The sequence below is a fragment of the Algoriphagus sp. oki45 genome (assembly GCF_036245605.1).
In the GTDB taxonomy this organism is placed as follows: Bacteria; Bacteroidota; Bacteroidia; order Cytophagales; family Cyclobacteriaceae; genus Algoriphagus.
Map to the genome: position 1 here is coordinate 616818 of NZ_BTPC01000001.1, position 23677 is coordinate 640494.

General features: G+C 43.1%; 25 protein-coding genes and 1 riboswitch. Of the genes, 23 read left to right on the top strand and 2 right to left on the bottom strand.

Going from position 1 to position 23677, the window contains the following annotated elements; genetic code table 11:
* Positions 1-61 precede the first annotated feature (61 nt).
* Both AAA942_RS02700 and AAA942_RS02705 read left to right on the top strand, forming a co-directional pair.
* Entirely contained in the window at positions 62-907 is an 846-nt protein-coding gene (locus AAA942_RS02700; RefSeq protein ID WP_338218691.1) for a hypothetical protein, read from the top strand.
* 4 nt (positions 908-911) lie between these two features.
* Positions 912-1826 carry an SMP-30/gluconolactonase/LRE family protein gene (locus tag AAA942_RS02705; RefSeq protein ID WP_338218692.1) on the top strand — a complete coding sequence of 305 codons (915 nt, stop codon included), beginning with the start codon at positions 912-914 and terminating at the stop codon, positions 1824-1826.
* A gap of 67 nt (positions 1827-1893) precedes the next feature.
* Here the strand turns inward: AAA942_RS02705 and AAA942_RS02710 are convergent, their stop codons facing one another.
* Complete coding sequence (locus AAA942_RS02710; protein ID WP_338218693.1) at positions 1894-2604, bottom strand: DsbA family oxidoreductase; 711 nt, start codon at positions 2602-2604, stop codon at positions 1894-1896.
* A 230-nt stretch (positions 2605-2834) separates the two neighbouring features.
* Here AAA942_RS02710 and AAA942_RS02715 point away from each other — a divergent pair, with 230 nt between their 5' ends.
* The 13 genes from AAA942_RS02715 to AAA942_RS02775 all read left to right on the top strand — a co-directional run bounded on the left by AAA942_RS02715 (position 2835) and on the right by AAA942_RS02775 (position 17853).
* A complete protein-coding gene (locus tag AAA942_RS02715) occupies positions 2835-4079 on the top strand; it encodes an aminotransferase class V-fold PLP-dependent enzyme (protein ID WP_338218694.1) in 1245 nt (414 codons plus the stop codon).
* A gap of 445 nt (positions 4080-4524) precedes the next feature.
* Positions 4525-5208, top strand: a complete 684-nt coding sequence (locus tag AAA942_RS02720; protein ID WP_338218695.1) for a GNAT family N-acetyltransferase — start codon at positions 4525-4527, stop codon at positions 5206-5208.
* A 37-nt stretch (positions 5209-5245) separates the two neighbouring features.
* Positions 5246-6436: an argininosuccinate synthase gene (locus AAA942_RS02725; protein WP_338218696.1), complete on the top strand. Its 1191-nt coding sequence runs from the start codon at positions 5246-5248 to the stop codon at positions 6434-6436.
* Complete coding sequence (argC, locus tag AAA942_RS02730; RefSeq protein ID WP_338218697.1) at positions 6429-7394, top strand: N-acetyl-gamma-glutamyl-phosphate reductase; 966 nt, start codon at positions 6429-6431, stop codon at positions 7392-7394. The genes AAA942_RS02725 and argC overlap by 8 nt, the downstream gene beginning before the upstream one ends.
* Positions 7395-7481: 87 nt before the next feature.
* Positions 7482-8615, top strand: a complete 1134-nt coding sequence (locus tag AAA942_RS02735; protein ID WP_338218698.1) for an aspartate aminotransferase family protein — start codon at positions 7482-7484, stop codon at positions 8613-8615.
* A 29-nt stretch (positions 8616-8644) separates the two neighbouring features.
* Positions 8645-9589: an acetylornithine carbamoyltransferase gene (locus tag AAA942_RS02740; protein ID WP_338218699.1), complete on the top strand. Its 945-nt coding sequence runs from the start codon at positions 8645-8647 to the stop codon at positions 9587-9589.
* Between the two features lie 24 nt (positions 9590-9613).
* On the top strand, positions 9614-10414 hold the full coding sequence (gene argB / locus AAA942_RS02745) for an acetylglutamate kinase (protein WP_338218700.1): 801 nt from the start codon (positions 9614-9616) through the stop codon (positions 10412-10414).
* Positions 10414-11505 (top strand): M20/M25/M40 family metallo-hydrolase, encoded by a 1092-nt coding sequence (locus tag AAA942_RS02750; protein ID WP_338218701.1) that lies wholly within the window; start codon positions 10414-10416, stop codon positions 11503-11505. The genes argB and AAA942_RS02750 overlap by 1 nt, the downstream gene beginning before the upstream one ends.
* Entirely contained in the window at positions 11502-12836 is a 1335-nt protein-coding gene (argH, locus tag AAA942_RS02755) for an argininosuccinate lyase (protein ID WP_338218702.1), read from the top strand. Before AAA942_RS02750 ends, argH begins: the two co-directional genes overlap by 4 nt.
* A 102-nt stretch (positions 12837-12938) precedes the next feature.
* The gene (locus AAA942_RS02760; RefSeq protein ID WP_338218703.1) at positions 12939-14480 is read left to right on the top strand and encodes a SulP family inorganic anion transporter; all 1542 of its coding nucleotides are present in this window, start codon (positions 12939-12941) and stop codon (positions 14478-14480) included.
* Complete coding sequence (locus AAA942_RS02765) at positions 14477-15130, top strand: carbonic anhydrase (RefSeq protein ID WP_338218704.1); 654 nt, start codon at positions 14477-14479, stop codon at positions 15128-15130. Before AAA942_RS02760 ends, AAA942_RS02765 begins: the two co-directional genes overlap by 4 nt.
* A gap of 84 nt (positions 15131-15214) precedes the next feature.
* Positions 15215-15325: riboswitch (SAM riboswitch) on the top strand.
* Positions 15326-15495: 170 nt separating this feature from the next.
* Positions 15496-16800, top strand: a complete 1305-nt coding sequence (locus tag AAA942_RS02770; protein WP_338218705.1) for an O-acetylhomoserine aminocarboxypropyltransferase/cysteine synthase family protein — start codon at positions 15496-15498, stop codon at positions 16798-16800.
* Positions 16801-16812: 12 nt separating this feature from the next.
* Positions 16813-17853 (top strand): homoserine O-acetyltransferase family protein, encoded by a 1041-nt coding sequence (locus AAA942_RS02775; protein WP_338218706.1) that lies wholly within the window; start codon positions 16813-16815, stop codon positions 17851-17853.
* A 20-nt stretch (positions 17854-17873) separates the two neighbouring features.
* Here AAA942_RS02775 and AAA942_RS02780 read toward each other — a convergent pair whose 3' ends face one another.
* Positions 17874-18314 (bottom strand): DUF2147 domain-containing protein, encoded by a 441-nt coding sequence (locus AAA942_RS02780; RefSeq protein WP_338218707.1) that lies wholly within the window; start codon positions 18312-18314, stop codon positions 17874-17876.
* A 48-nt stretch (positions 18315-18362) separates the two neighbouring features.
* Between AAA942_RS02780 and pdeM the strand changes: the two genes are divergently transcribed.
* Genes pdeM through gldC form a run of 8 tightly spaced genes read left to right on the top strand, consistent with a single transcriptional unit; the run spans position 18363 to position 23663 of the window.
* Positions 18363-19061 (top strand): ligase-associated DNA damage response endonuclease PdeM, encoded by a 699-nt coding sequence (gene pdeM, locus AAA942_RS02785; protein WP_338218708.1) that lies wholly within the window; start codon positions 18363-18365, stop codon positions 19059-19061.
* Positions 19062-19101: 40 nt separating this feature from the next.
* Positions 19102-19992, top strand: coding sequence for a cell division protein FtsX (locus tag AAA942_RS02790; RefSeq protein WP_338218709.1), 891 nt, complete (start codon positions 19102-19104; stop codon positions 19990-19992).
* A 5-nt stretch (positions 19993-19997) separates the two neighbouring features.
* Positions 19998-20207 carry a DUF3098 domain-containing protein gene (locus AAA942_RS02795; RefSeq protein ID WP_338218710.1) on the top strand — a complete coding sequence of 70 codons (210 nt, stop codon included), beginning with the start codon at positions 19998-20000 and terminating at the stop codon, positions 20205-20207.
* Between the two features lie 38 nt (positions 20208-20245).
* Entirely contained in the window at positions 20246-20929 is a 684-nt protein-coding gene (gene truB, locus AAA942_RS02800) for a tRNA pseudouridine(55) synthase TruB (RefSeq protein ID WP_338218711.1), read from the top strand.
* Entirely contained in the window at positions 20916-21839 is a 924-nt protein-coding gene (locus AAA942_RS02805; RefSeq protein ID WP_338218712.1) for a bifunctional riboflavin kinase/FAD synthetase, read from the top strand. Before truB ends, AAA942_RS02805 begins: the two co-directional genes overlap by 14 nt.
* Before the next feature lie 12 nt (positions 21840-21851).
* The gene (locus tag AAA942_RS02810; protein ID WP_338218713.1) at positions 21852-22550 is read left to right on the top strand and encodes a CoA transferase subunit A; all 699 of its coding nucleotides are present in this window, start codon (positions 21852-21854) and stop codon (positions 22548-22550) included.
* Between the two features lie 57 nt (positions 22551-22607).
* The gene (locus tag AAA942_RS02815) at positions 22608-23267 is read left to right on the top strand and encodes a CoA transferase subunit B (RefSeq protein WP_338218714.1); all 660 of its coding nucleotides are present in this window, start codon (positions 22608-22610) and stop codon (positions 23265-23267) included.
* Between the two features lie 54 nt (positions 23268-23321).
* Complete coding sequence (gene gldC / locus AAA942_RS02820) at positions 23322-23663, top strand: gliding motility protein GldC (protein ID WP_338218715.1); 342 nt, start codon at positions 23322-23324, stop codon at positions 23661-23663.
* Positions 23664-23677 lie beyond the last annotated feature (14 nt).

Here is a 23677-nt window from a genome sequence, read left to right on the forward strand (position 1 = left end):
CTTCATGATTAAATGTTTCCGAATTTCAGTTCTTCTTTATTTTTCAATCACCCAAGTCCTTATGGCCCAGACGCCTACGGATTTATGGGTGATAGATACCCAAGGGAAAGGAGAAAAAATGGAACTGGATTTTTCTACTGCCAAACCACTGACCAACCGGAATTATTATGATAATCAACCCTCATTTATCAATGATTCCGAATTGGTGTTTTCGGCAGCTGATGAAAAAGGCAACCACGACATTATTCTTTACAGTTTTCGCACAGCAAATTTCACCAACCTCACCCAAACCTCCGATCGAAGTGAGTATTCGCCGGCAATCACTGACTGCAAGCAATACATCTCGGCAGTGGTGGTAGAACCGGACGGAACTCAGAGACTTTGGCTTTATCCTATCGTGGAAGAACCCGCAGAATTGCTCTATGATGACATTGCGCCAGTTGGGTATTACGATTGGGTGGACAATAAAGGGGCTCTTTTCGTTTTAGGCAACCCGAATAAACTGGTTTATGTAAAAGGCAAAGGAGATATTTTAGAAATAGATACTCAGGTGGGCAGATCCATTAAAAAGCGACCAAAAACCTGGGAAATCACTTATATCAGCACCAAAGAAGCCTCTGAAAATCAAGAATCAAATACTAACAGGATTTTTGCTTTTGACCTGAAAAAAAATAAAACCATCACATATGGAAAGACTGTTGCCGGATCGCAGGATTTGATCTGGATGGATAAAAATTACCTACTGATGGCCAGTGGAAATGAGTTTTTCGTCCGAAACAAAAACAGCGAAGACTGGAAATCGTTGGGGAAAATCTCTTCGGATTCCCATTCTGAAATCACCCGATTGGCCTACAGTCCGGAGCTGAATAAACTGATATTTGTAATGAACCGAAATCAAACCCAATAAACCCATGCAAAAGTACCCCCTTCTTTTCCTTTTCCTTTTTGTCTCATGGACATTTTCATTTGCCCAGATTGAGGATAAAAGAGGACTAGTAGCCAAAGGCGCTGAATTAGTAAAAGTTCAGGATGGTTTTTCCTTTACTGAAGGACCAGCTATCAACAGGCAAGGTGACGTATATTTCACTGACCAGCCTAACGACAAGATTTACATCTGGAATCCCAACAGCAATCAAATTTCTCTATTCCGAGAAGGTGCGGGAAGGTCCAATGGACTTTATTTCCAACTTGACGGGACTTTGATCGCTGCAGCCGATCTGAACAATGAACTTTGGGCGATTGATCCCAAAACAGGGAAGGAAACGGTTTTGGTCCCTTCTTTTAAAAGCAAAAAGCTGAACGGTCCTAACGACATCTGGGTGAGACCCAGTGGAGGCTTGTATTTTACGGATCCACTCTATCCCAGACCCTATTGGGAAGGAATCCGGGGAAAAGAAATGGAGCAAGACGGGCAGCACGTATATTTCCTCTCTGCGGATCGCACGGAGCTTTTTCGTGTAGCTGAAGATCTCAAACAACCCAATGGAATCGTAGGAACGCCTGATGGAAAAATACTGTATGTAGCCGATATTGGGGATAAGAAAACTTGGAGATACGATATCAACGAGGATGGCTACCTAACCAACAAAACCCTCTTTTGTGAGATGGGTTCTGATGGAATGACCATAGACGACCGTGGAAATTTGTATCTGACGGGAAAGGGTGTAACCGTTTTTGACAAAAAAGGCGAGCAGATTGCCCATATTCCAGTTCCTGAAAATTGGACTGCAAATGTCTGTTTCGGCGCTACTGACCGCCGAACTCTTTTTATAACGGCCATGGGTTCTGTCTATACCCTAAAAATGAAGGCCAGAGGAGTGTGGTAAAAAGTAGGAAGATGGAAGACCGAAGACGGAAGCTTTCTTTCATCATCGGCCTTCCTGCTTTAAGCTTCTACCAACAATTCCCGTCCACATCACAACTTTCGCCATCAGTGCTGGAAGCGATGTCGAGTACGGGATTATTTTTTGCGAATTCTGCCCAAGCTTTTTCCAAAGTCTGATCAAAAACCTCATCAGGCTGAGCTCCTGAAATCCCAAACTTTCTATCCAAAACAAAGAAAGGTACTCCCCTAACTCCAATCAGTCTGGATTCATAAACATCCTGATTGACAGCGTCTTCATACTGATTAGAATTAAGTAAAGCTTTAATTATTTCCTCATCAAGGCCGACCTCTTTTCCCAATTCCAAAAGGGTATCGAAATCATCTACATTTCTGCCTTGGGAGAAATAGGCTTTCAGCAAGCGCTCTTTCATGGCATCTTGCTTTCCGGATTCTTTTGCCAAATGAATCAGTCGATGTGCGTTTTTCGTATTGGCCACCACTGCACGGTCAAAGTCAAAGGTCAATCCCTCTTTCTTGGCCATAGCTGAGACATTGGAGGATATTTCACGTGTCTGCTCCAGAGACCAACCCTTAGATTGAGCGAGGTGCTCTACAGTACTGATATTGGGATTGGTTTGCAAATCTGGATTGAGCTGGAAGCTTTTCCATTCGATTTCCACATGCGATGCAAAGGGAAATTTTTTAAGAGCCTTTTCCATTTTTCTCTTTCCGATATAGCAAAAAGGACAAACTACATCCGACCAAATTTCGATTTTCATAGGAATTTTGATTTACTTATAGAGCAAATCAGATTTCAGCCCAAAGAGTTCAAGCCTGCCTGTGAAAACCAAAGAATGTCCTTCCTGCGCCATGGAGGTCGATGCAAAAGCAAAAGTTTGTCCGATCTGTCAATTTGAATTCCCCAAACGCTCGCCGTGGATCACTTGGATGGCTTTGTTTCTGGTGATTATCTGGCTTCTCTCTTATATCCTTTAACCTCCCGGTAACTATGAACAAAAGATCCTTTCTCAAATATTTAGCGGCATTAGGCCTAGGAAGTCCTTTACTTTCCGGAAAAGCAGAAGCTTTCAATTGGAATAATATGGATTGGAATTCGGAGGATATTTGGGCGCAAATCAGAGCGGGGTATAAACTTAAGCCTGATTACATCAATCTGGAAAACGGATATTACTGTTTTTTGCCGGAAGAAATTCTGGAAAAATACATTCAGCATGTCCGAAAGATCAACTACCAAGGGTCTTATTACATGCGGACGGTTAAAGTAGAGGACAAAGCCAAATCCGCTGCTAAGGTGGCCGAACTGGTAGGTGCTGATCCTGAGGAGGTCGTTTTGACCAGAAATACCACGGAGTCCCTTGACTTGATCATTCAGGGTTTTCCCTGGAATCCCGGCGATGAGGCCATTTATTCCAATCAGGATTACGGAAGTATGCAGACCATGTTTGAGCTGACTGCTAAAAGGCGTGGAATCAAAACAGTCCGAATAGATATACCTATCCATCCCGAAAGCGACGAAGAGATAGTGGAAGTCTATCGAAAAGCCATCACTCCAAAAACCAAGCTGATGATGGTTCCGCATATTGTAAATATCACCGGACACATCCTTCCAGTGAGAAAAATAGCCGATATGGCTCATTCCCATGGTGTAGAAGTGATGTTGGATGGGGCACATGCTGTGGGTCATTTTACCTTTAATATGCATGATTTGGATTGTGATTATTATGGATCCAGCCTGCACAAATGGCTAAGCGTGCCTTTGGGCTGCGGAATGCTCTATGTCAAAAAGGAGAAAATCGGGAAACTGGAGCCGATGATCGCACCATTCAATTTAGAACTAAAGACTTTGGAATACCTGAACAATACCGGCACACACCCGGCAGCAACAGATTTGGCTGTTTTGGATGCGGTGGATTTTCATGGAAAAATCGGTGCCAAAAGGAAAGAAGACCGGCTGAGATATATTCAGCGGTATTGGTCTGACCAAGTGAGAGATGTCCCGGGTATCCAAGTAAATACCCCCATCGATCCTGAGCGTTCCTGTGCCATTGCCAATGTAGGAATCGAAAAAATGAGCCCTGCCGAGATGGCCAAAACGCTGATGGACAAATATCAGATATTTACGGTAGCAATCGATGGGGCCGGAGTCCGTGGCTGCAGGATTTCACCCAATATTTATACCTCTACTGAGGAATTGGATCGGTTTGTAGCGGCATTGAAAGAGATGGCATCTTGAATTTTGTTATCGGTTTATCGTTCGGAATAGCCATTGATGTTTTGATTGATCCCTTATTCGAAAGATTATTTTCTTATGGCAAATCGATCTGAATATTAATATCATTTAACCCATTGATACAGAACAATTAACTTCACCATTAATATTTTTTGGTATTTTTCTTGCAATTAAATCACTAAAACACAACATTTGCACCCTCTTAAGCATGATTGACACCAAATCCATATCGGCCCAGTTTGCAATTGAAAGTTCTTCTTTCGAGGCTGGGATGACTATGGTTAATTTTTCTCCTCTTTCTAGGTCCAGGCAGACTTTTAGGGTGTAACCCTGCGCTATAGTTTGTTTTCCTACGCGGAAAACGCATCTCGACCCTTTTGTTTCCTGTCCTTACTTAACCTACTTATCCTGCGCTCTACCAAGAGACAGAATCAATTTATTCATGTCCATGGAAGATATCTCTTTCAAAATCGTAGTTGCTGAACCCTCTCACAAGGTTTATTCCACTCAGATCACTGAGGAAATGGAAAACTCTGCTAAAGCCAGAGGTACAGGGATCGCTAAACGTACTCCTGCCTACGTGGAAACCAAAATGGAAGAAGGCAAAGCTGTCATTGCACTTACTTCTGATGGCATTTGGGCGGGATTCTGCTATATTGAAGCTTGGGGCCACGGAAAGTATGTGGCCAATTCCGGCTTGATTGTAGCACCTCAATTTCGCAAATACGGCCTTGCCCGCAAAATCAAGCAGGAGATATTCAAGCTTAGTCGAAAGAAATATCCTGAATCCAAAATCTTTGGCTTGACGACCGGAGCAGCAGTAATGAAAATCAATTCTGAACTGGGCTATATTCCGGTTTCCTATTCGGATTTGACTGATGATCAGGAATTTTGGAAAGGTTGCCAAAGCTGCGTCAACTATGAAATCCTGATGGCTAAAAACAAGCAGAATTGCCTCTGTACCGCCATGCTTTACGATCCCAATGCCAAGAAAAATCATACGGAAGAACTGGCACTTCGCGAAAATTTCAAAAAAGAAATCAAGCTGTTTGACCGATGGGTCCGACTCAAAAAATTTATCATGCTTCGTCTGAATAAATCCAAAGACGGCGTAAAAAGTATTTTCCTTTAATCAATCATCCCGAGATGGGACAAACCTACTAAACTCCATGAAAAAAGTTGTTTTAGCCTACAGTGGGGGCTTGGATACCACGTTTTGTGCCTTGCATTTGACCAAAGATTTGGGCTATGAAGTACATGCAGCCATTGTCAATACGGGTGGATTTTCTGCTGAAGAACTAAAGACTATCGAAGCAAGGGCAAAATCGCTAGGAGTTTCCTCTTTTACAATATTAGACGTAGTAGATTATTACTACGAGTCGGTGATTAAATACTTGGTTTTCGGAAATGTGCTTAAAAACGCCACTTATCCCCTTTCCGTTTCTGCTGAGCGTATCGTACAAGCCAAATCCCTCGCAGAATATGCCAAATCCATAGGTGCAAAAGCAGTTGCTCATGGTTCTACAGGTGCCGGAAATGATCAAGTCCGTTTTGATATGATTTTCCAAACCATAGTTCCTGATATCGAAATCATCACTCCTATTCGGGACCTTAAACTTTCCCGTCAGGAAGAAATCGAATACCTGAAAAAACATGGGGTATCCATGAATTTTGAGAAGGCAGCTTATTCCATCAACAAGGGGATTTGGGGTACATCTGTTGGTGGAAAAGAAACCCTGACTTCTTCAGAATACCTACCGGAAGAGGCTTGGCCTACTCAAATCACTGAACACGAGCCCAAAGAAATCAAATTGACTTTTGTTCAAGGAGAATTGAAAGGTGTAAATGGCCTGAGCTATGCTAATCCTGTCGATGCCACCTTAAAAGTGCAAGAATTGGCAGCGCCTTATGGAATCGGTCGTGACATCCACGTGGGTGATACGATAATCGGTATCAAAGGTCGAGTGGGATTTGAAGCTGCTGCACCTATTATCATTATCAAAGCTCATCAACTGCTGGAAAAGCATACCTTGACCAAGTGGCAGATGTTCTGGAAAAATCAACAGGCTGAGTTTTACGGAAATCACCTGCATGAAGGACATTACCTTGATCCAGTGATGAGAAATCTGGAAGCTTTCCTTTCATCCACTCAGGAATTTGTCTCCGGAGATGTTCGGGTATTGCTTCAGCCTTACCGATTTACATTATTGGGAATTACGTCCAAGCACGATCTGATGTCTTCCAAATTTGGAAGCTATGGAGAAATGAACAAAGGCTACACGGGAGAAGACGTGAAAGGATTTACCCGAATCCTGGGTAACCAAACTGCAATTTTCCATAAAGTCAACAGCGATGACTAAGATCAAAACAGCGGTCATCGGGGCAGCAGGCTATACCGGAGGCGAACTCCTTCGGATTTTGGTACATCATCCGGAGGTTGAATTGGTCTGTGTGCACTCCAATAGCCAAAAGGGAAAAAAAGTCATTGAATCTCATCCTGATTTAATCGGAGACTGTGATTTAATTTTTACTGATGAGGTTCCAACTGAGGTCGATGCTGTGTTTTTGGGCTTGCCTCATGGGGAGACCAAGGGCTTTTTGGAAGCTCATCCTTTCTCCCCTGATACGGTCATCATCGATCTTTCTTCAGATTTCCGTGATGAATCCAATGGATTTGTTTACGGTCTACCAGAAGTCAATTCCGAAAAGATCAAAACCGCCAAGCGCATTGCCAATCCGGGCTGCTTCGCTACAGGAATCCAATTGGCCTTGGCTCCTGCTATAGCTAAAGGTTGGATTAAAAATCAGGTTCATATTTCAGGAATTACCGGATCAACTGGTGCTGGGAAAAAACTAGCCGAAACCTCCCACTTCAGCTATCGAACAGGGAATATGTCGGTGTATAAGCTTTTTACCCATCAGCACCTTAAGGAAATCAAGCAGACATTCAGGCAATTAAATCCTGACTTTGGGTCAGAGTTGCTCTTTGTCCCCTACCGAGGAAATTTCTCACGAGGTATCTGGGTAACTGCCTATTTTCCTTTCGAAGGAAGTGAGGAAGAGGCAGTAAAAACTTATCAGGCGTTCTATAAGGATGCGGCTTTTACTTTCATATCCACTCAGGATATTGATCTAAAGCAGGCTGTGAATACAAATAAGTGCATTCTTTATGTCCAGAAAGAAGCAGGTCAATTGGTCATCTACTCCGCTATAGATAATCTACTCAAAGGAGCCTCAGGACAGGCTGTTCAAAACTTCAATTTGGCATTTGGGCTGGATGAGAAGTTGGGACTCAATTTGAAGTCAATCGCATTTTAATTTCGGATTTCGGATATATGATGTCGGGTTTTCCGAAATCCGAAATCTCAAATCCGAAATAGAAAAAATCGTAAATCGTAAATATCAATGAATCTTTTCGACGTATATCCCCTCATTCCTGTCACCATTGACCGTGCCGAAGGCTGTCGGCTTTGGGACGATCAGGGGCAAGAATATTTAGACCTTTACGGAGGTCATGCGGTGATTTCCATAGGCCACACCCATCCGCATTATGTGAAGCGAATCAAAGACCAGTTGGACAAAATCGCGTTTTATTCCAACTCAGTTGAGATTCCAATCCAAAAGGAATTGGCACAAAAGCTCGGACATCTTTCCTGCCTCCATGACTATCAGCTCTTCTTGGTCAATTCCGGAGCAGAAGCCAATGAAAACGCGATCAAGATGGCCTCCTTTGTCACTGGAAAATCCGGGTTTGTGGCATTCTCTGGAGCTTTTCATGGAAGGACATCCGGAGCAGTAGCCCTCACTGACAATCCCAAAATCATCGCTCCAGCCAATGCAAGGGAAGATTTTTACATCCTGCCTTGGGGAGATTTGGAAGCGGTGGAAAAAGCCTTGAAAACAGGAACCATCGCAGGGATAATTATCGAAGGAATTCAGGGAGTTGGGGGAATCCAAGTTCCCGAACCTACTTTTCTGAATGGAATTGCCTCTTTGGCCAAATCCTATGGTGCCAAATTGATTTTGGATGAGGTTCAATCAGGCTACAGCCGAACAGGCCGCTTTTTTGCCCATCAGTGGGTGGATGGATTGATGCCTGACTTCATTACCATGGCCAAAGGAATGGGAAATGGTTTTCCAATCGGTGGCCTTTTGATTTCACCTGAGTTCAAGGCAAGTTATGGACTGCTTGGGACCACTTTCGGGGGGAATCATTTGGCCTGTGCTGCCGGCTTGGCTGTTTTGGAGGTTTTGGAAAAAGAAAACTTGCAGGAAAAGGCCTTGGAATTGGGAGACCGCCTGATCGAAGAGTTGAAGCAGATTCCCCAAATCCAAGAAGTAAGAGGGAAAGGATTGATGATCGGAATCGATCTGGATCGGGATGCAGGCCCAGTGAGATCAAAATTGGTGAAAAAACACCGGATTTTCACCGGTTCTGCGGCAGGAAAGCAGACGATTCGCCTGCTGCCTCCTTTGTCAGTAGAATGGAATCAATTAAATTCGTTTTTAACCGCTTTGAAAGAAGTCCTTAACGCTTAAATCCAAATAGGATTAATTGCCCCAACCCCATGAAGTATTTTACCCAATTTGAATCCAGAGAGTTAGGTCAGGAATTGATTGACTTGGCGCTTCTTTATAAAAATCAGCCCCGACTGGATCAAGCCAAAGGACAGGGAAAGCGAGTGGGTTGTATTTTTCTCAATCCCTCTCTCCGAACCCGGGTCTCTACCCAGATTGCTGCACAAAATTTAGGAATGGAAGCCATAGTCCTAAATATGGACAAGGAAGGATGGGCCTTGGAAATGCAGGAAGGTGCCATAATGAATAAAGGTACCGTGGAGCACATCAAAGATGCAGCCGGAGTTTTAGGATCCTATTTTGACATTTTGGCTATCCGGGCATTTCCATCCCTGACCAACAAGGATGAAGATATGACTGATTTTATTTTTGGTCAGTTTATAAAATACAGTGGAATACCTGTAGTGAGTCTTGAATCAGCCACTCGTCATCCTTTGCAGAGTTTGGCAGATCAGATCACCATTCAGGAACATCTGAATGGTAATAGGAAACCCAAGGTGGTCCTCACTTGGGGCCCGCACATCAAGGCCATACCCCACGCAGTGGCCAACAGCTTTGCCGAATGGTCATTGGGAATGGGTCATGAACTTACAATTACCCATCCGGAAGGATATGAGCTTCATGAGTCATTTACCAAAGGTGCGACCATCGAATACGACCAAAGCAAAGCCCTGGAAGATGCTGATTTTGTGTATGTAAAAAACTGGTCGGCATTCAATGACTATGGAAAAATCCTGAGTACAGACTCAAGATGGATGCTGACTGAAGATCATTTCAAAAAAGCACCTCATGGAAAAGTAATGCATTGCCTGCCCGTTAGGAGAAATCTGGAACTCTCGGATGAAATTCTCGACAGCCCCAGATCCTTGGTTCAAAAGCAAGCCGAAAATAGAATCTACGCAGCCCAGGCTGTGTTGAGCAAAATCCTGGAATAATACTCTTTTTCAACTCTCAAGCCTATGAAGATATCCATCATCAAAATCGGAGGAAACGTCATCGACTTCCCGGACAAACTGGAGGAGTTTTTGACTTTATTTTCCAAGTTTCCAGGGCATAAAATCCTGGTCCACGGAGGAGGAGTTTTGGCATCCCGCTTCGGAGAAAGCTTAGGTGTCATGCCTGAGATGGTGGACGGTAGACGAATCACCGACAAAGACACGCTTGATATCGTCACCATGGTATACGCCGGATTGATCAATAAAAACATGGTGGCTAAACTCCAAGCACTGAATGTGAATGCAGTTGGCCTTACCGGAGCTGATGGCAATCTGATCCAATCTGTAAAACGTCCGGTAAAAAATATTGATTATGGCTTTGTAGGGGATATTCAAAAGGTGAACACTGATTTTTTGAATACTCTTTTCGAAGGAGGAATTCACCCTGTTATCTGTGCCATTACACACGATAAGTCCGGTCAACTCCTCAATACCAATGCAGATTCCATTGCCTCGGCTTTGGCTACTTCTCTTGCTAAAGAGCACCATGTCAACCTTTATTTTTGCTTTAACAAGAGCGGAGTTTTGGTAGATGAGAAAAACGAAAACTCCATCATCCCATTGATCAATGAGGAGATTTATACTGAGCTGCGCAAAGAGAATGTAATCCACTCCGGGATGATCCCCAAGCTGGATAATGCTTTTGAGGCCCTAAAGAAAGGGGTTCACCATGTGTGGATCGGAAAAGCCGAAAATCTGCTTTTGGCAGCCAAAGGAAAACTGTCAGGGACCATTATCGAACGCCACCGCTACGACTTGTACTGATGGAGGATTTGGATTTAGCCTTTGACAAGGCGCTAGAGTTGCTCAAAAGCCTGATTTCTACTCCTTCGTTTTCCCGGGAAGAAGACAAAACTGCTGACCTTATCCAATCCTTTTTGCTGGCAGAAGGGATTATCCCTACCCGTACAGGAAATAATGTGTGGGCCTACGCCAAACCCTATGATAAAGACCTCCCTACCCTTTGGCTCAATTCTCATCATGACACGGTAAAACCGAATCAGGGATATACCCGCGACCCATTTTCACCGACCATTGAAAATGGAAAGCTGTATGGTTTGGGCTCAAATGATGCTGGAGGAGCTTTGGCCTGTCTGATTGCCACCTTTCTTTATTTTTCCAAAAAAGAACTCCCTTTTAATCTTCTCCTGATTGCCTCTGCAGAGGAGGAAATTTCTGGAAAAAGCGGAATCGAATCCCTGATTTCTACCCTACCATCTGCTGAATTGGCAATTGTAGGCGAACCCACTCAGATGCGTTTGGCAGTAGCTGAAAAGGGACTTTTGGTCATCGATGCAAAAATCCATGGAAAAGCAGGACACGCTGCCCGAGAAGAAGGAATCAATGCGATTTACCTGGCTTTGGAAGATCTGGAGGAAATCAGAAACTTTCAATTCACAAAAACATCCCCGTTTCTGGGCAGAACCAAAGTAAGTTGTACTGTCATCAAAGCAGGGCAACAACACAATGTGGTACCTGACCTTTGTGAATATGTGCTGGATGTAAGAGTCACGGATGCCTATACCCTGGAGGAGGCTTTGGAGGAACTTCGAGAACTCCTGAAAGCAGAATTGACTCCTCGTTCCCTTAGACTTCAGTCTTCTCACTTACCCAAAAACCACCCAATGTATCGTGTGGCTGATGCCTTGGACTTGGAGACTTTTGGGAGTCCTACCCTGTCAGACCAAGCACTGATCCCTTATCCATCAGTAAAAATTGGTCCAGGAGACTCCGCCCGATCCCACACAGCCGATGAGTTTATCTATATAGATGAGCTTAAAGCAGGAATCTCCGGGTATATTAACCTTATTGATCACTATGCGATGCTTCGCAAAAGTAAAACCATAACCTCATGAAAATCTGGCAAAAAGCTACCGACAGCAAAAAAGAAGTCGAGCAGTTTACCATTGGTAGAGATCCCGAGTTTGATATAATTTTGGCACCTTTTGACGTGTTGGGATCTATGGCCCATGCCCATATGTTGGCCAAAATCGGACTGATTTCACAGGAGGAAAACCAAATCCTTCAGAAAGGCCTAAAGGAAATCTATCAGGAAATTCAATCTGGAAAATTTGAAATAGCGCCTGGAGTAGAAGATGTTCACTCCCAAGTGGAATTCTTGTTGACTGAACGATATGGGGAAGTAGGAAAGAAATTACACAGTGGTCGCAGCAGAAATGACCAGGTTTTGGTGGATTTGAAACTTTTCTATCGGGCTGCCATCCAAGAATTGGTTGAGGAAACCCAAAAACTTTTCCGATTGCTGATCCAACTAGCTGAAAAGCACAAGACTGACTTGATGCCAGGTTATACTCATACTCAACTGGCTATGCCTTCCTCTTTTGGATTGTGGTTTGGCTCTTTCGCAGAAGGTTTGGCAGAAGACATGGCCCTACTTAAGACGGCCTTTGACCTGAGTAATAAAAATCCTCTGGGTTCAGCCGCAGGATATGGATCTAGCTTTCCTTTAGACCGAACCATGACCACTCAGCTGTTGGGCTTCGCTGATTTGCATTATAATGTGATCAATGCCCAAAATTCCCGAGGCAAAACGGAACGGACCCTTTCATTTGCCCTTTGTGGATTGGCAGGGACACTCAATCGCCTGTCTACAGATGTGTGCCTTTTCATGAATCAGCATTTTGGATTTATTTCTTTTCCCGATGAGCTCACTACGGGTAGCAGCATCATGCCCCACAAGAAAAATCCGGATGTTTTTGAGCTGATTCGTGCCAAAACCAATCAAATCCAGGCAATCCCTGTCAAGGTGGGTTTTCTTTTGACCAATATGAGCACAGGCTATCACCGAGATCTGCAACTGCTCAAGGAAGAAATTTTCCCTGGAATTGCCACTTTAAGAGAGTGTTTGAAAATGACCACATTCATGCTTGAATCCATTCGAGTAAAGCAGGGCATACTCCAAAATCAGTTTTTCAAGCATCTTTTTTCGGTGGAAGTAGTCAATGACCTGGTGCTACAGGGGATGCCTTTTAGGGATGCATACAAAAAAGTGGGTTTGGATATTGAGGATGGCAATTTTCATCCTGATCAGAGCACACTCAATCATTCCCATGAAGGAAGCATTGGCAATCTGTGCCTTGAAGAGATACAGAAGCAAATGAACCAGCAAATGGCTTCTTTTGAATTTGAAAAAATCACGGGAAGCTTGGATAAACTTGTCAAATAAGCAGACTAGAATGGAGGGGCCTATTTTCAATTAATTATAAAATCTTATTTTTAACATAATTATAGCTTATACAAATTCTTTCCAGCAGACTAGCCCAATTTTATGACCTCTTTTTTCAGTTCAAATTTAAAAAGTGATCTAAAAGCCAGCTTAGTGGTGTTTTTGGTGGCATTGCCACTTTGCTTGGGTATTGCTATAGCCAGTGGTGCTCCATCCATTTCGGGGTTGATAGCAGGAATTATCGGAGGAATCGTTGTGGGTAGTATTTCCGGTTCCGGTACCAGCGTAAGTGGTCCCGCAGCAGGGTTGACAGTGATTGTCTTGGATTCAATCGCCACTTTGGGCACCTTTGAATTATTCTTGGCAGCAGTAGTGGTTGCCGGACTCATTCAGGTTCTGTTTGGCCTGTCCAAAGCCGGAGTCCTAGGTTATTTTTTCCCACATGCAGTGATTAAAGGAATGCTGACTGCCATCGGGCTGATCTTGATTTTAAAGCAAATTCCTCATGCCTTGGGTTACGATAAAGACACTATGGGGGATGAATCCTTTCTTCAGGCAGATCAGCACAATACAATCACAGAGATTGGTTATGCCATTCAATATCATAGCCCAGGCGCGATCCCTATTGTATTGATTGCTCTTTTTATTCTGATTTTATTTGAAAACCCCAAGATCAGAAATCACCGATACTTTGGTATCATACCCGGTGCACTTTGGGTGGTGATTTTAGGCTTAGTCATCAATGAATCCTATGGTATTTGGAAACCCAGTTGGAAGCTGGACGGGGAGCATTTGGTGAATATTCCTCAAGCAAATTCAATCAGTGAATTATCAGGACTTCTTACTTTTCCTGATTTTGGTCTTTTTGTCAAACCCGAATTTTGGGTGGTAGCAATCACTTTGGCAGTGGTGGGAAGTATAGAAACTTTGCTTAGTATAGACGCTGCGGATAAAATGGATCCTCAAAAGCGGATTACTCCCACCAATCGGGAACTCATAGCCCAAGGGGTGGGGAATTCCCTCTCAGGTCTCATTGGAGGCTTGCCTATCACAGCAGTAATCGTAAGAAGCTCAGCAAATATCACCTCCGGGGCCAAGACCAAGCTTTCAGCAATTTTTCATGGGCTTTTACTTTTGATATTGGTATTATCCATTCCTGGGATTCTGAATAAAATCCCGCTAAGCTGTCTTGCCGCCGTTCTATTTGTGGTGGGATACAAATTGGCGAAGCCTTCTATTTTTATTGAAATTTTTGAAAAAGGCTTAAATCAATTTATTCCTTTTTTGGTCACCGTATTGGCCATTCTGTTTACTGATTTGCTGGTTGGAATAGGCATCGGGATGGTTTTCGGGTTGTTTTTTGTGATCAAAACCAATTTTCAGCGAGCCATCACCATCACTGAACACAACGGAAACTACCTTCTCAAACTCCAAAAAGATGTATCTTTTTTAAATAAAGCATTTTTGGTCAAAAAGCTTGGTGAAATACCGGATGGGGCAAAAGTAATCTTAAATGCAAATAAGGCACAGTTTATAGATAATGACATTAAGGAAGTGCTGGATGATTTTATTCAGTCCTGTCCTTCCAAAAACATAGAAATTACCATAGAAGGCTATCATTACCATCTTTCCAAATCCCTATGAATCCTTACGAAAAACTTCTTTTACAAAACAAAGCTTGGTCCGAGGAGAAAATTCAAACAGACAAGGATTTTTTCAAGCGACTGGCAAATCAGCAAAAGCCCAAGTTTCTTTGGATTGGATGTTCAGATAGCCGGGTTCCCGCCAATGAGATTACAGGTACTGATCCCGGAGAAGTGTTCGTTCATCGAAACATTGCCAATATGGTCGTTCACACAGACTTGAATCTATTGTCTGTCCTTCAGTATGCGGTAGAAGTATTAAAGGTAGAGTATGTAATCATCTGTGGTCACTATGGATGCGGGGGTGTCGAAGCTGCTATCTCCCATCATTCGTATGGCTTGATTAATAAGTGGTTGAGAAATATCAAGGAAGTCTACAAGCTATACCAAGAAGAAATAGAGTCAATCAAGGATCACAAAGCCCAAGTCAATCGGCTGGTAGAATTGAATGTAATCGAACAGTGTCAGGATCTGATCAAAACGTCCATTATTCAAAAAGCCTGGAAGGAACGCCAAGCGCCGCACGTTTATGGTTGGGCTTATGGTTTGGAAGATGGAAAAGTAAAAGAGCTGGTAAAAATCGCCCCTGACTTGGAAAATGTTCATCCCATTTTTCGCTATTCAGATGATCAACTGAACACGATTTTATGATTTTGCCTTTGATTTAGAGACTTATTTTTGGGATTGTCAAAATCCCCTGTTTAATTTGCTACATCCTTACACTTTTTGTGCAGGGATTTATAAAGAAGAGGCGAGAGACAGGCTCTACGACCCTCTGGCAACCTTCCAAAGTGGAAAGGTGCCCATTCCTGCCGGAGAAGAGGGTCTTCTTCGGAACTATAAATTCCTTGCGGCATGAACAAATACTCCTCCCTCTATTACTTTCGGCTAAGCAGTTTTTCCTTTTTGGAAAGATCCGAATCCCTATTGGCTTTGCCTTCAGTTCCAATTGGCTTTGTTATTAATTCATCAGCCAATTCTTTTCCTTGTCTTTTAACCCTTTAATCCTATAAACCATGTCTAGTAATTATCGATTTGAAACCCTTCAGCTTCATGCTGGACAAGCACCTGACCCGACTACCAATTCACGGGCAGTTCCCATCTACCAGACCACTTCCTATACCTTCAACAGTGCGGAACATGGAGCCAATCTATTTGGCCTAAAGGAATTCGGAAATATTTACACCCGAATCATGAATCCCACTACGGATGTCTTTGAAAAAAGAATCGCAGCCTTGGAAGGGGGTGTGGCTGCTGTCGCCACTAGTTCTGGTCAGGCAGCTCAGTTTTTGGCTTTGAATAATATACTTCAAGCCGGTGAAAACTTTGTTTCCACCTCTTTTCTTTATGGAGGCACATACAACCAATTCAAAGTAGCATTCAAGCGAATCGGTATAGAAGCCAGATTTGCCAAAGGTGATTCTCCAGAAGCTTTTGAAAAACTGATCGACGCAAAGACTAAAGCCATCTATCTGGAAACCATAGGAAATCCGGAATTCAACATACCTGATTTTGAAGCTATCGCTGCCCTGGCGAAAAAGCATGAAATCCCACTGATTGTAGACAATACGTTTGGTGCTGGAGGGTATTTATTCCGACCTATCGAGCATGGAGCGAATATTGTGACCTCGTCTGCTACCAAATGGATCGGAGGACATGGTACCTCTATCGGCGGAATTATCGTCGATGCCGGCAATTTCAATTGGGGAAATGGAAAGTACCCTCAATTTTCTGAGCCGTCCGAAGGCTATCATGGCTTGAATTTTTGGGAGGTTTTTGGAGAAAACAATCCTCTTGGGCTTCCCAATATCGCCTTTGCTATCCGGGCTCGGGTAGAAGGCTTGCGGGATTTTGGGCCGGCGATCAGTCCTTTCAACTCCTTTCTCTTGCTTCAGGGAATAGAAACCCTTTCCCTTAGAGTACAAAGAACGGTCGAAAATGCCCTTGCAATCGCTTCTTGGCTAGAGTCTCATCCCAAAGTGTCCAAAGTAAAATACCCAGGATTGCCCTCATCTCCTTATCATGCCTTGGCCAAAAAATACCTTAAAAATGGGTTTGGAGGAGTTTTGAGTTTTGAATTAAAAGGAGACAAGGAGTCCACCTCTTCTTTTATCAATAATCTGGAGCTTATCTCCCACTTGGCCAATGTAGGTGACGCTAAAACACTGATCATCCAGCCTTCAGCCACCACCCATCAGCAGCTTAGCAATGAAGAGCAAGTAGCCGCAGGGGTGACACCTACTTTGCTGAGACTCTCCTTGGGTATTGAGCATATTGAGGATATCAAAGCTGACCTTCAGCAGGCTTTTGACAAATTATAATTAAATATTCCGATGGATCTCCTCCTTTCTTCTGAGGATTTGACAATGATTGATCACACCTTTCACAGCGATGAACCTCTTGTCTTGGAATCTGGACAAGTATTTCAATCTTACGATTTAGCCTATACCACTTATGGTCAGCTTAATGAGAATAAGACCAATGTAATATGGGTAGTCCACGCTTTAACCGGCAACTCTCATGCTGCAGAGTGGTGGGAAGGATTGATTGGGGAGGGGAAATTCTTTGATCCATCTGAGTATTTTATCATTTGTGCAAATCTTTTGGGAAGCAACTATGGATCTACCAATCCACTTAGTATCAATTCGGAAACTGGAAATGCTTATTTCTATGATTTTCCCCAATTGACTCCGAGAGATTTGGCTGCCAGTTTGGAGAAATTGAGAATTCATCTCCAGCTTGACCAAATCCATACCTTGATTGGAGGGTCCCTCGGAGGGCAGGTAGCATTGGAGTGGGCCGTGGAATTAGGTGTGAAGCTAAAAAATGCAGTCATTTTAGCCTCAACGGCTAAAACCAGCCCATGGGTGATCGGATTTAATGAAGCTCAAAGAATGGCTATTGAATCCGACTCCACTTGGGGGAGCAAGACCTCAGATTCCGGCAAAAAAGGATTGGAAGCAGCAAGAGCCATTGCCATGCTGAGTTATCGACATCCAAGTGATCTGAAGAAAAAACAATCGGATTCGGAAGAAAAACTGGATGGTTTTCGGGCTGCTTCTTATCTCCGCTATCAAGGACAGAAATTAGCCAATCGATTCAATGCCCTCTCCTATTGGACTTTGACCAAGGCTATGGACAGTCAGGATTTGGGCAGAGGTCGGCGTGGAGTCGAAGACGCTCTTCAAAGTATTGAAGCAAGGGTATTGGCCATCGGGGTCAATACCGACTGGCTTTTTTTGCCGGAGGAGTCTCAGTTTATCGCTAAAAAAGCCAAAAAAGGCCAATACAAAGAAATCGATTCCTCAGCAGGTCATGACGCTTTCTTGATTGAATTTGGCCAATTAAGTGAGCTTTTAGCTGCTTTTTATTAGGAGTAGGAAAAGGGCTGGTTTTACTCCGCCTTAGTCCACTCGACTGTTCTCCCAATAAAAGAGAAACCCATGTATCCTTTCACTTCCAATAAGCCTTTATTGGTAAGTTTGACTTCACAGGAATAGGTATTACCTGATTTGGGGTCGTAGATTTTACCATTTTTCCAAGCTCCGCCGGAATACTTTAAGTCCTCCAGAATCGTCATTCCCAAAATGGGTCTGCTTTGAAGTTTGCTGTCCGAATTATTGGAATCCACCACGGGCTTACCATCTCTGATGGGTTCTTTCAGCCAGATTATCTTTCCATAAAAAGCTTCCCCTTTTTTTTCAATCTGAACTTTGGCGTCTTTTTCGGTATTGTACCAGACACCCAAAATGGCACTTTCAGTCTGAGCGTGGAGATTTCCAGCAGAGAATATCAGAAGAAAGAAAAACAAAGAAGTGAATTGTCGCATTTTCATATTCTTTAAGATTTCATATCGAATAATACGAATACCTTTGAAATTGTTATGTTGGAGACGGGAAAAATAACTAATCCTTCTGGATTTCAGACCATTCATTTTTTAGAGACCGACTTGGTTTTATTGAGTGAAAAGGCCATTTGGGTAAAAGATTTTCAGGCTCTTTTAATTTCGGATTTGCATTTTGGTAAAGCCGCTCACTTCAGGAAATCAGGAATCCCCATTCCGGAACCTATTCATTACTCTGACCTCCAAGTCATAGAGGGATTGATTAAAAAATGGGCCCCAACCGCTATCTTTTTTTTGGGTGATCTTTTCCATAGTGATTGGAATGGGCAATGGGAGGTTTTAATTCAGTTTATGGAGAGATTTGCTCAAATCAAATTTCATCTGGTCAAAGGAAATCATGATATTCTTCCATCTGCTTTTTACACCAATACCCCTTTAAAAATTCATTTGGAGACTTTCAGGTTGGGAAGTTTGCTTTTGTCTCACGAACCTTTTCCCAAAGTAGAACCTGAAATGATAAATATTTGTGGACATATCCATCCCGGAATTTTACTCAGAGGAAAGGCCAGGCAGCATGTACGAATTCCCTGTTTTCACTTTGACGGAAAAACGTTGATAATGCCTGCTTTCGGTAATTTTACTGGTTTGGCATTGGTCAAGCCAGAGTCGGGCCATTGGATTTGGGGTATAGCTCAGGAAAAAGTAATCCCTATCCTTTCTGGCACAGCGATTGGTTAAATCCCACTGGCTTTTCTATTTTTGACCCGAATTATCTGCAATGACTTCTCCAAACAAACAAAAAAAGACTTTAGGCTACTTCAAATTTGGAAGTGTACTTTTCAGCACCACACTTTCCCTTTTCATCGTCGGCCTCTTTGGTGTCATTTTGATTCAGGCCAGGACACTCAGCCGACTGATCCGGGAAAATATTGAGGTGCAGGTATTTCTGGATAAAAACCTTTCCTCTGAAGAATTAGGACAGATTCGCTCTGACATTTCAGGGAGGCCTTTTGTCTTAGTGAAAGAAGACTCGCTCAGCATGAAGTTTATCTCCGATGAGGAAGCTGCTGAGATTTTTATCGAAAGTACTGGAGAAGATTTTACCAAATTTCTGGAAGACAACCCTCTCAGAGACAGCTATGTAATCGGGATAGCTGAGGAGTTTCAGACATCCGAACAGCTGGAGGTCATAGCTAAAGAACTGGAAAGCATTCCCGGCGTATTTGAAGTGTCTTACATGACGGATTTGGTCGATTATATTAACAAAAACCTGATCAAAGTGAGTATTGTCATGTCTGCATTTATTGCCATTTTGATTATTACAGTGGCTATGCTGATTAATAATACCATTCGATTGGCCTTGTTTTCCCAGCGTTTCCTGATCCGCTCTATGCAGTTGGTGGGGGCGACTAGAGGTTTTATCCGAAAACCATTCCTAATGAGAGCTTGGGTATTTGGTATGCTGGCAGGGGCTGTTTCTTCAGGAATTTTATTTGGGCTGATTTCCTATGCCAAATCCAACATTGAGGGTTTTGCTCTACTTCAAAACGAATACCTGCTCTTTTTGCTCTTTGGCGCGCTTATCGTCATTGGGGGGATTTTATCCCTTCTGAGTACTTTGCGGGCAGTTAATAAATATTTGAACATGTCTTTGGACGAACTTTACTGATCATTATGAATAACCAACCGTTTCCTTTTGAAAAGAAAAATTATAGGCTAATGCTCATTGGGTTGGCTATGATAGTTCTTGGATTTGTCATCATTGGCTTGGACTCGGAGCCGCATGGCAATGGGTTTTTGGGCTTGACATTAGGCCCCATTGTAACCTTGGCAGGATTCATTTTTGAGTTTTACGCCATTTTCGCTAAGTCGGAGAAAAACTGATCTCCTTCCCTATTTCCAGGGATTACAAATTGAATTTCATGCAACAAGAAGCCTACGGCGAAGTATTTCTCATCGATAAACCCTTGGAGTGGACTTCTTTTGATGTGGTCAAAAAACTCCGCAATGCCCTCCGTATCAAGAAAGTCGGGCATGCCGGCACCTTGGACCCTTTAGCCACCGGACTGTTGATTGTTTGTGCAGGCAAGATGACCAAGCAAATTGAGACATTTATGGGTCAGGAGAAAGAGTATACCGGGACATTCGTCTTGGGGGCAACTACTGAGTCATTTGATCTGGAAAAACCTGTCATCCCTGTAGCAGACCCCAGTCGTATCACTTTAGCTGAGGTAAAAGAAGCAGCAGCCCGACTGACAGGGGATATTTTTCAGGTTCCTCCCATGCACTCTGCCATTAAAGTAGACGGAAAAAGGGTTTATGAATCCGCACGAGCAGGTAAAGAAGTGAAAATGGAAGCCCGGCCGGTACAGGTACGCGAATTCGAAATCACTAGATTTGAAGGAAATGAAGTGGATTTTCGAATTTCCTGCTCAAAGGGTACTTATATCCGGAGTCTTGCGAGAGATCTTGGAGAACATTTGGGGATTGGAGCCTATCTCAAAGCACTTTGCCGAACTAGAATTGGAGATTTCAGATTGGAAGAGGCAAAAGACATTATGACTTGGGTAGAAGAAGTTAAAAACCGCTCCCATGAGAATATATGAAGGCTTAGACGAATTTCACGCAGTATCCAATGCAGTGGTCACTTCTGGGACTTTTGATGGCGTGCACCTAGGCCATCAGAAGATACTGTCCCGAATAAGGGAAATCGCAAGAGGACTTCAAGGGGAAACCGTTTTGATTACTTTTTGGCCTCATCCCCGACTGGTCCTTTATCCCAAAGAGCACAAATTACATTTACTCACCACTTTTGAGGAAAAGGCCTCCCTTCTGAGAAAATACGGAATCGATCACCTAATTACCATTCCATTCACGAAGGAGTTTTCCCAGCTTAGTTCAGAAGAGTTTATAAGGAAAGTTCTGGTTGATAAAATCCATACCAAAAAACTGGTTATTGGATATGATCATCGATTTGGAAAAAACAGAGAGGGAAGCTTCGAATACCTACAGAATCACAGCTCTGAGTTTGGTTTTGAGTTGGAAGAGATCTCCCGTCAAGATGTAGATGAAATCGGTGTATCCAGCACCAAAATCCGTCGGGCTTTGGAGACTGGTGATATTAACACAGCCAACAGTTATCTGGGAAGACCGTATGAAATAAATGGAATTGTCGTCAAAGGTCAGCAAATCGGCCGTTCCATAGGCTTTCCTACTGCCAATATCCATGTGCCCAATGATTACAAACTTATCCCCTGTGACGGAGTTTACGCAGTGGAAGCCATGGTCGATGGAGGCCTTTTCAAAGCCATGCTCAATATCGGAAACCGGCCGACTGTGGATGGATCAAAAAAGACTGTAGAAGCCCATCTTTTTGATTATCAAGGAGACCTATACAATCGACAGATTACCATCTTCTTTAAGGAGTTTCTTAGAGAAGAGAAAAAGTTTGACAGCTTGGAAGAGTTGAAAAAGCAACTGCTGGAAGATCAAAAGCAGGCTAAACTTGTACTATAAACCCAAATAAAAATGATCAACAAAACCGTAAAAGACGCTCGGGAGGCGGTAGCTGATATTCCGAGCCATTCCTTTCTGATGATGGGAGGGTTTGGACTTAGCGGAATTCCCGAAAACTGCATTGCCGCGCTTTTGGAAAGAGATATTGAAGGATTGACGATCGTATCCAACAATGCAGGAGTAGATGACTTTGGGATCGGGCTTTTACTCAAAAAGCGGATGGTCAAAAAAATGATTTCCAGCTATGTTGGAGAAAATGCAGAGTTTGAACGTCAGCTCCTTAGTGGGGAATTGGAAGTAGAGCTAATCCCTCAAGGAACCCTAGCGGAAAGAGTGAGAGCTGGAGGAGCTGGAATTCCCGCATTTTTTACCCCAGCAGGAGTAGGTACTGAAGTAGCCCAAGGAAAGGAAACCCGGGAATTTGATGGAAAGCTATACCTTCTGGAAAAGTGGCTGAAAGCTGATTTTTCGATTGTAAAGGCTTGGAAAGGTGACACGGCAGGAAACCTGATTTTCAAAGGTACAGCAAGAAATTTCAATCCGATGATGGCTGCTGCTGGCAAGATTACCATCGCAGAAGTAGAAGAATTGGTCCCTGCCGGAGAATTAGATCCCAATCAGATTCACACTCCGGGAATTTACGTGCAGCGTATCTTTCAAGGAAAAGATTACGAAAAGCGGATTGAGCAAAGGACAGTTACAATAAAATGACCCGAAGTCATTTACAAGAACAAACAAGCTTTTGTCTAACTTCTTACCCAAACCTAAATGCTAACTAAAGAACAAATCGCCCAAAGAATCGCCAAAGAGGTGAAAAACGGGCAGTATATAAATCTTGGAATCGGTATTCCCACCTTGGTAGCAAATTATATTCCAGCTGAATTGGATGTAGTCCTACAGTCGGAAAACGGACTTTTAGGTATCGGCCCCTTCCCCACCGAAGAGCAAATTGATCCAGACTTAATCAATGCCGGCAAGCAGACGGTCACGATGTTGCCAGGCTCTTCCCTTTTTAATTCGGCTGAATCTTTTGCTATGATTAGAGGCGGCCATGTACATTTGACCATTTTGGGAGCTATGGAAGTATCTGAAAATGGAGACATAGCCAACTGGAAAATTCCCGGAAAAATGGTCAAAGGGATGGGCGGTGCAATGGATTTAGTCGCTTCTGCAGAAAATATCATCGTAGCCATGCAGCACTGTTCCAAGGATGGAAAGTCAAAATTGCTGAAAGAGTGCAGCCTTCCAATTACAGGAATTCGCTGTGTGAAAAAAATCGTTTCTGACTTGGCTGTTTTGGAAATAGCTCCTGATGGAGGATTTATACTCCTTGAAAGGGCTCCAAGCGTTTCCGTTGAAGAGATTCAAGAAAAAACTGAAGGAAAATTAATTATCAAAGGAGAGATTCCGGAAATGTCATTCAATTAAGGTGAGAGTTGAACTGTCAGAAATCTTTTCCTGTTCCACATCAAAATTTGAAACATGAAAAACTCAGAGATCAAGTTCCAGGTGCAGCTGGACGAGAATAATTTGCCAAAAAATATCCTATGGGATGCCTCCGACAAAGAGGCGGATGGTCTGGAGTCCACAAAAAGTATCAGCCTCAATGTTTGGGATAGTTTAAATCATTCTACCCTTAGAATAGATCTTTGGACAGATGAAATGTCTGTGGCAGAGATGAAGAGGTTCTACATTGATATTATGGGAGGAATGGCGCAGACAATCCTAAATAGTACAGGAGATGAGTACATGTCAGAGGAAATCAAGGACCTCTGTGATCGTATGGTCAAGCATGTGAATGAAGAAAATCGAAAGAATTCATAAGCTAAAAGTCCGGT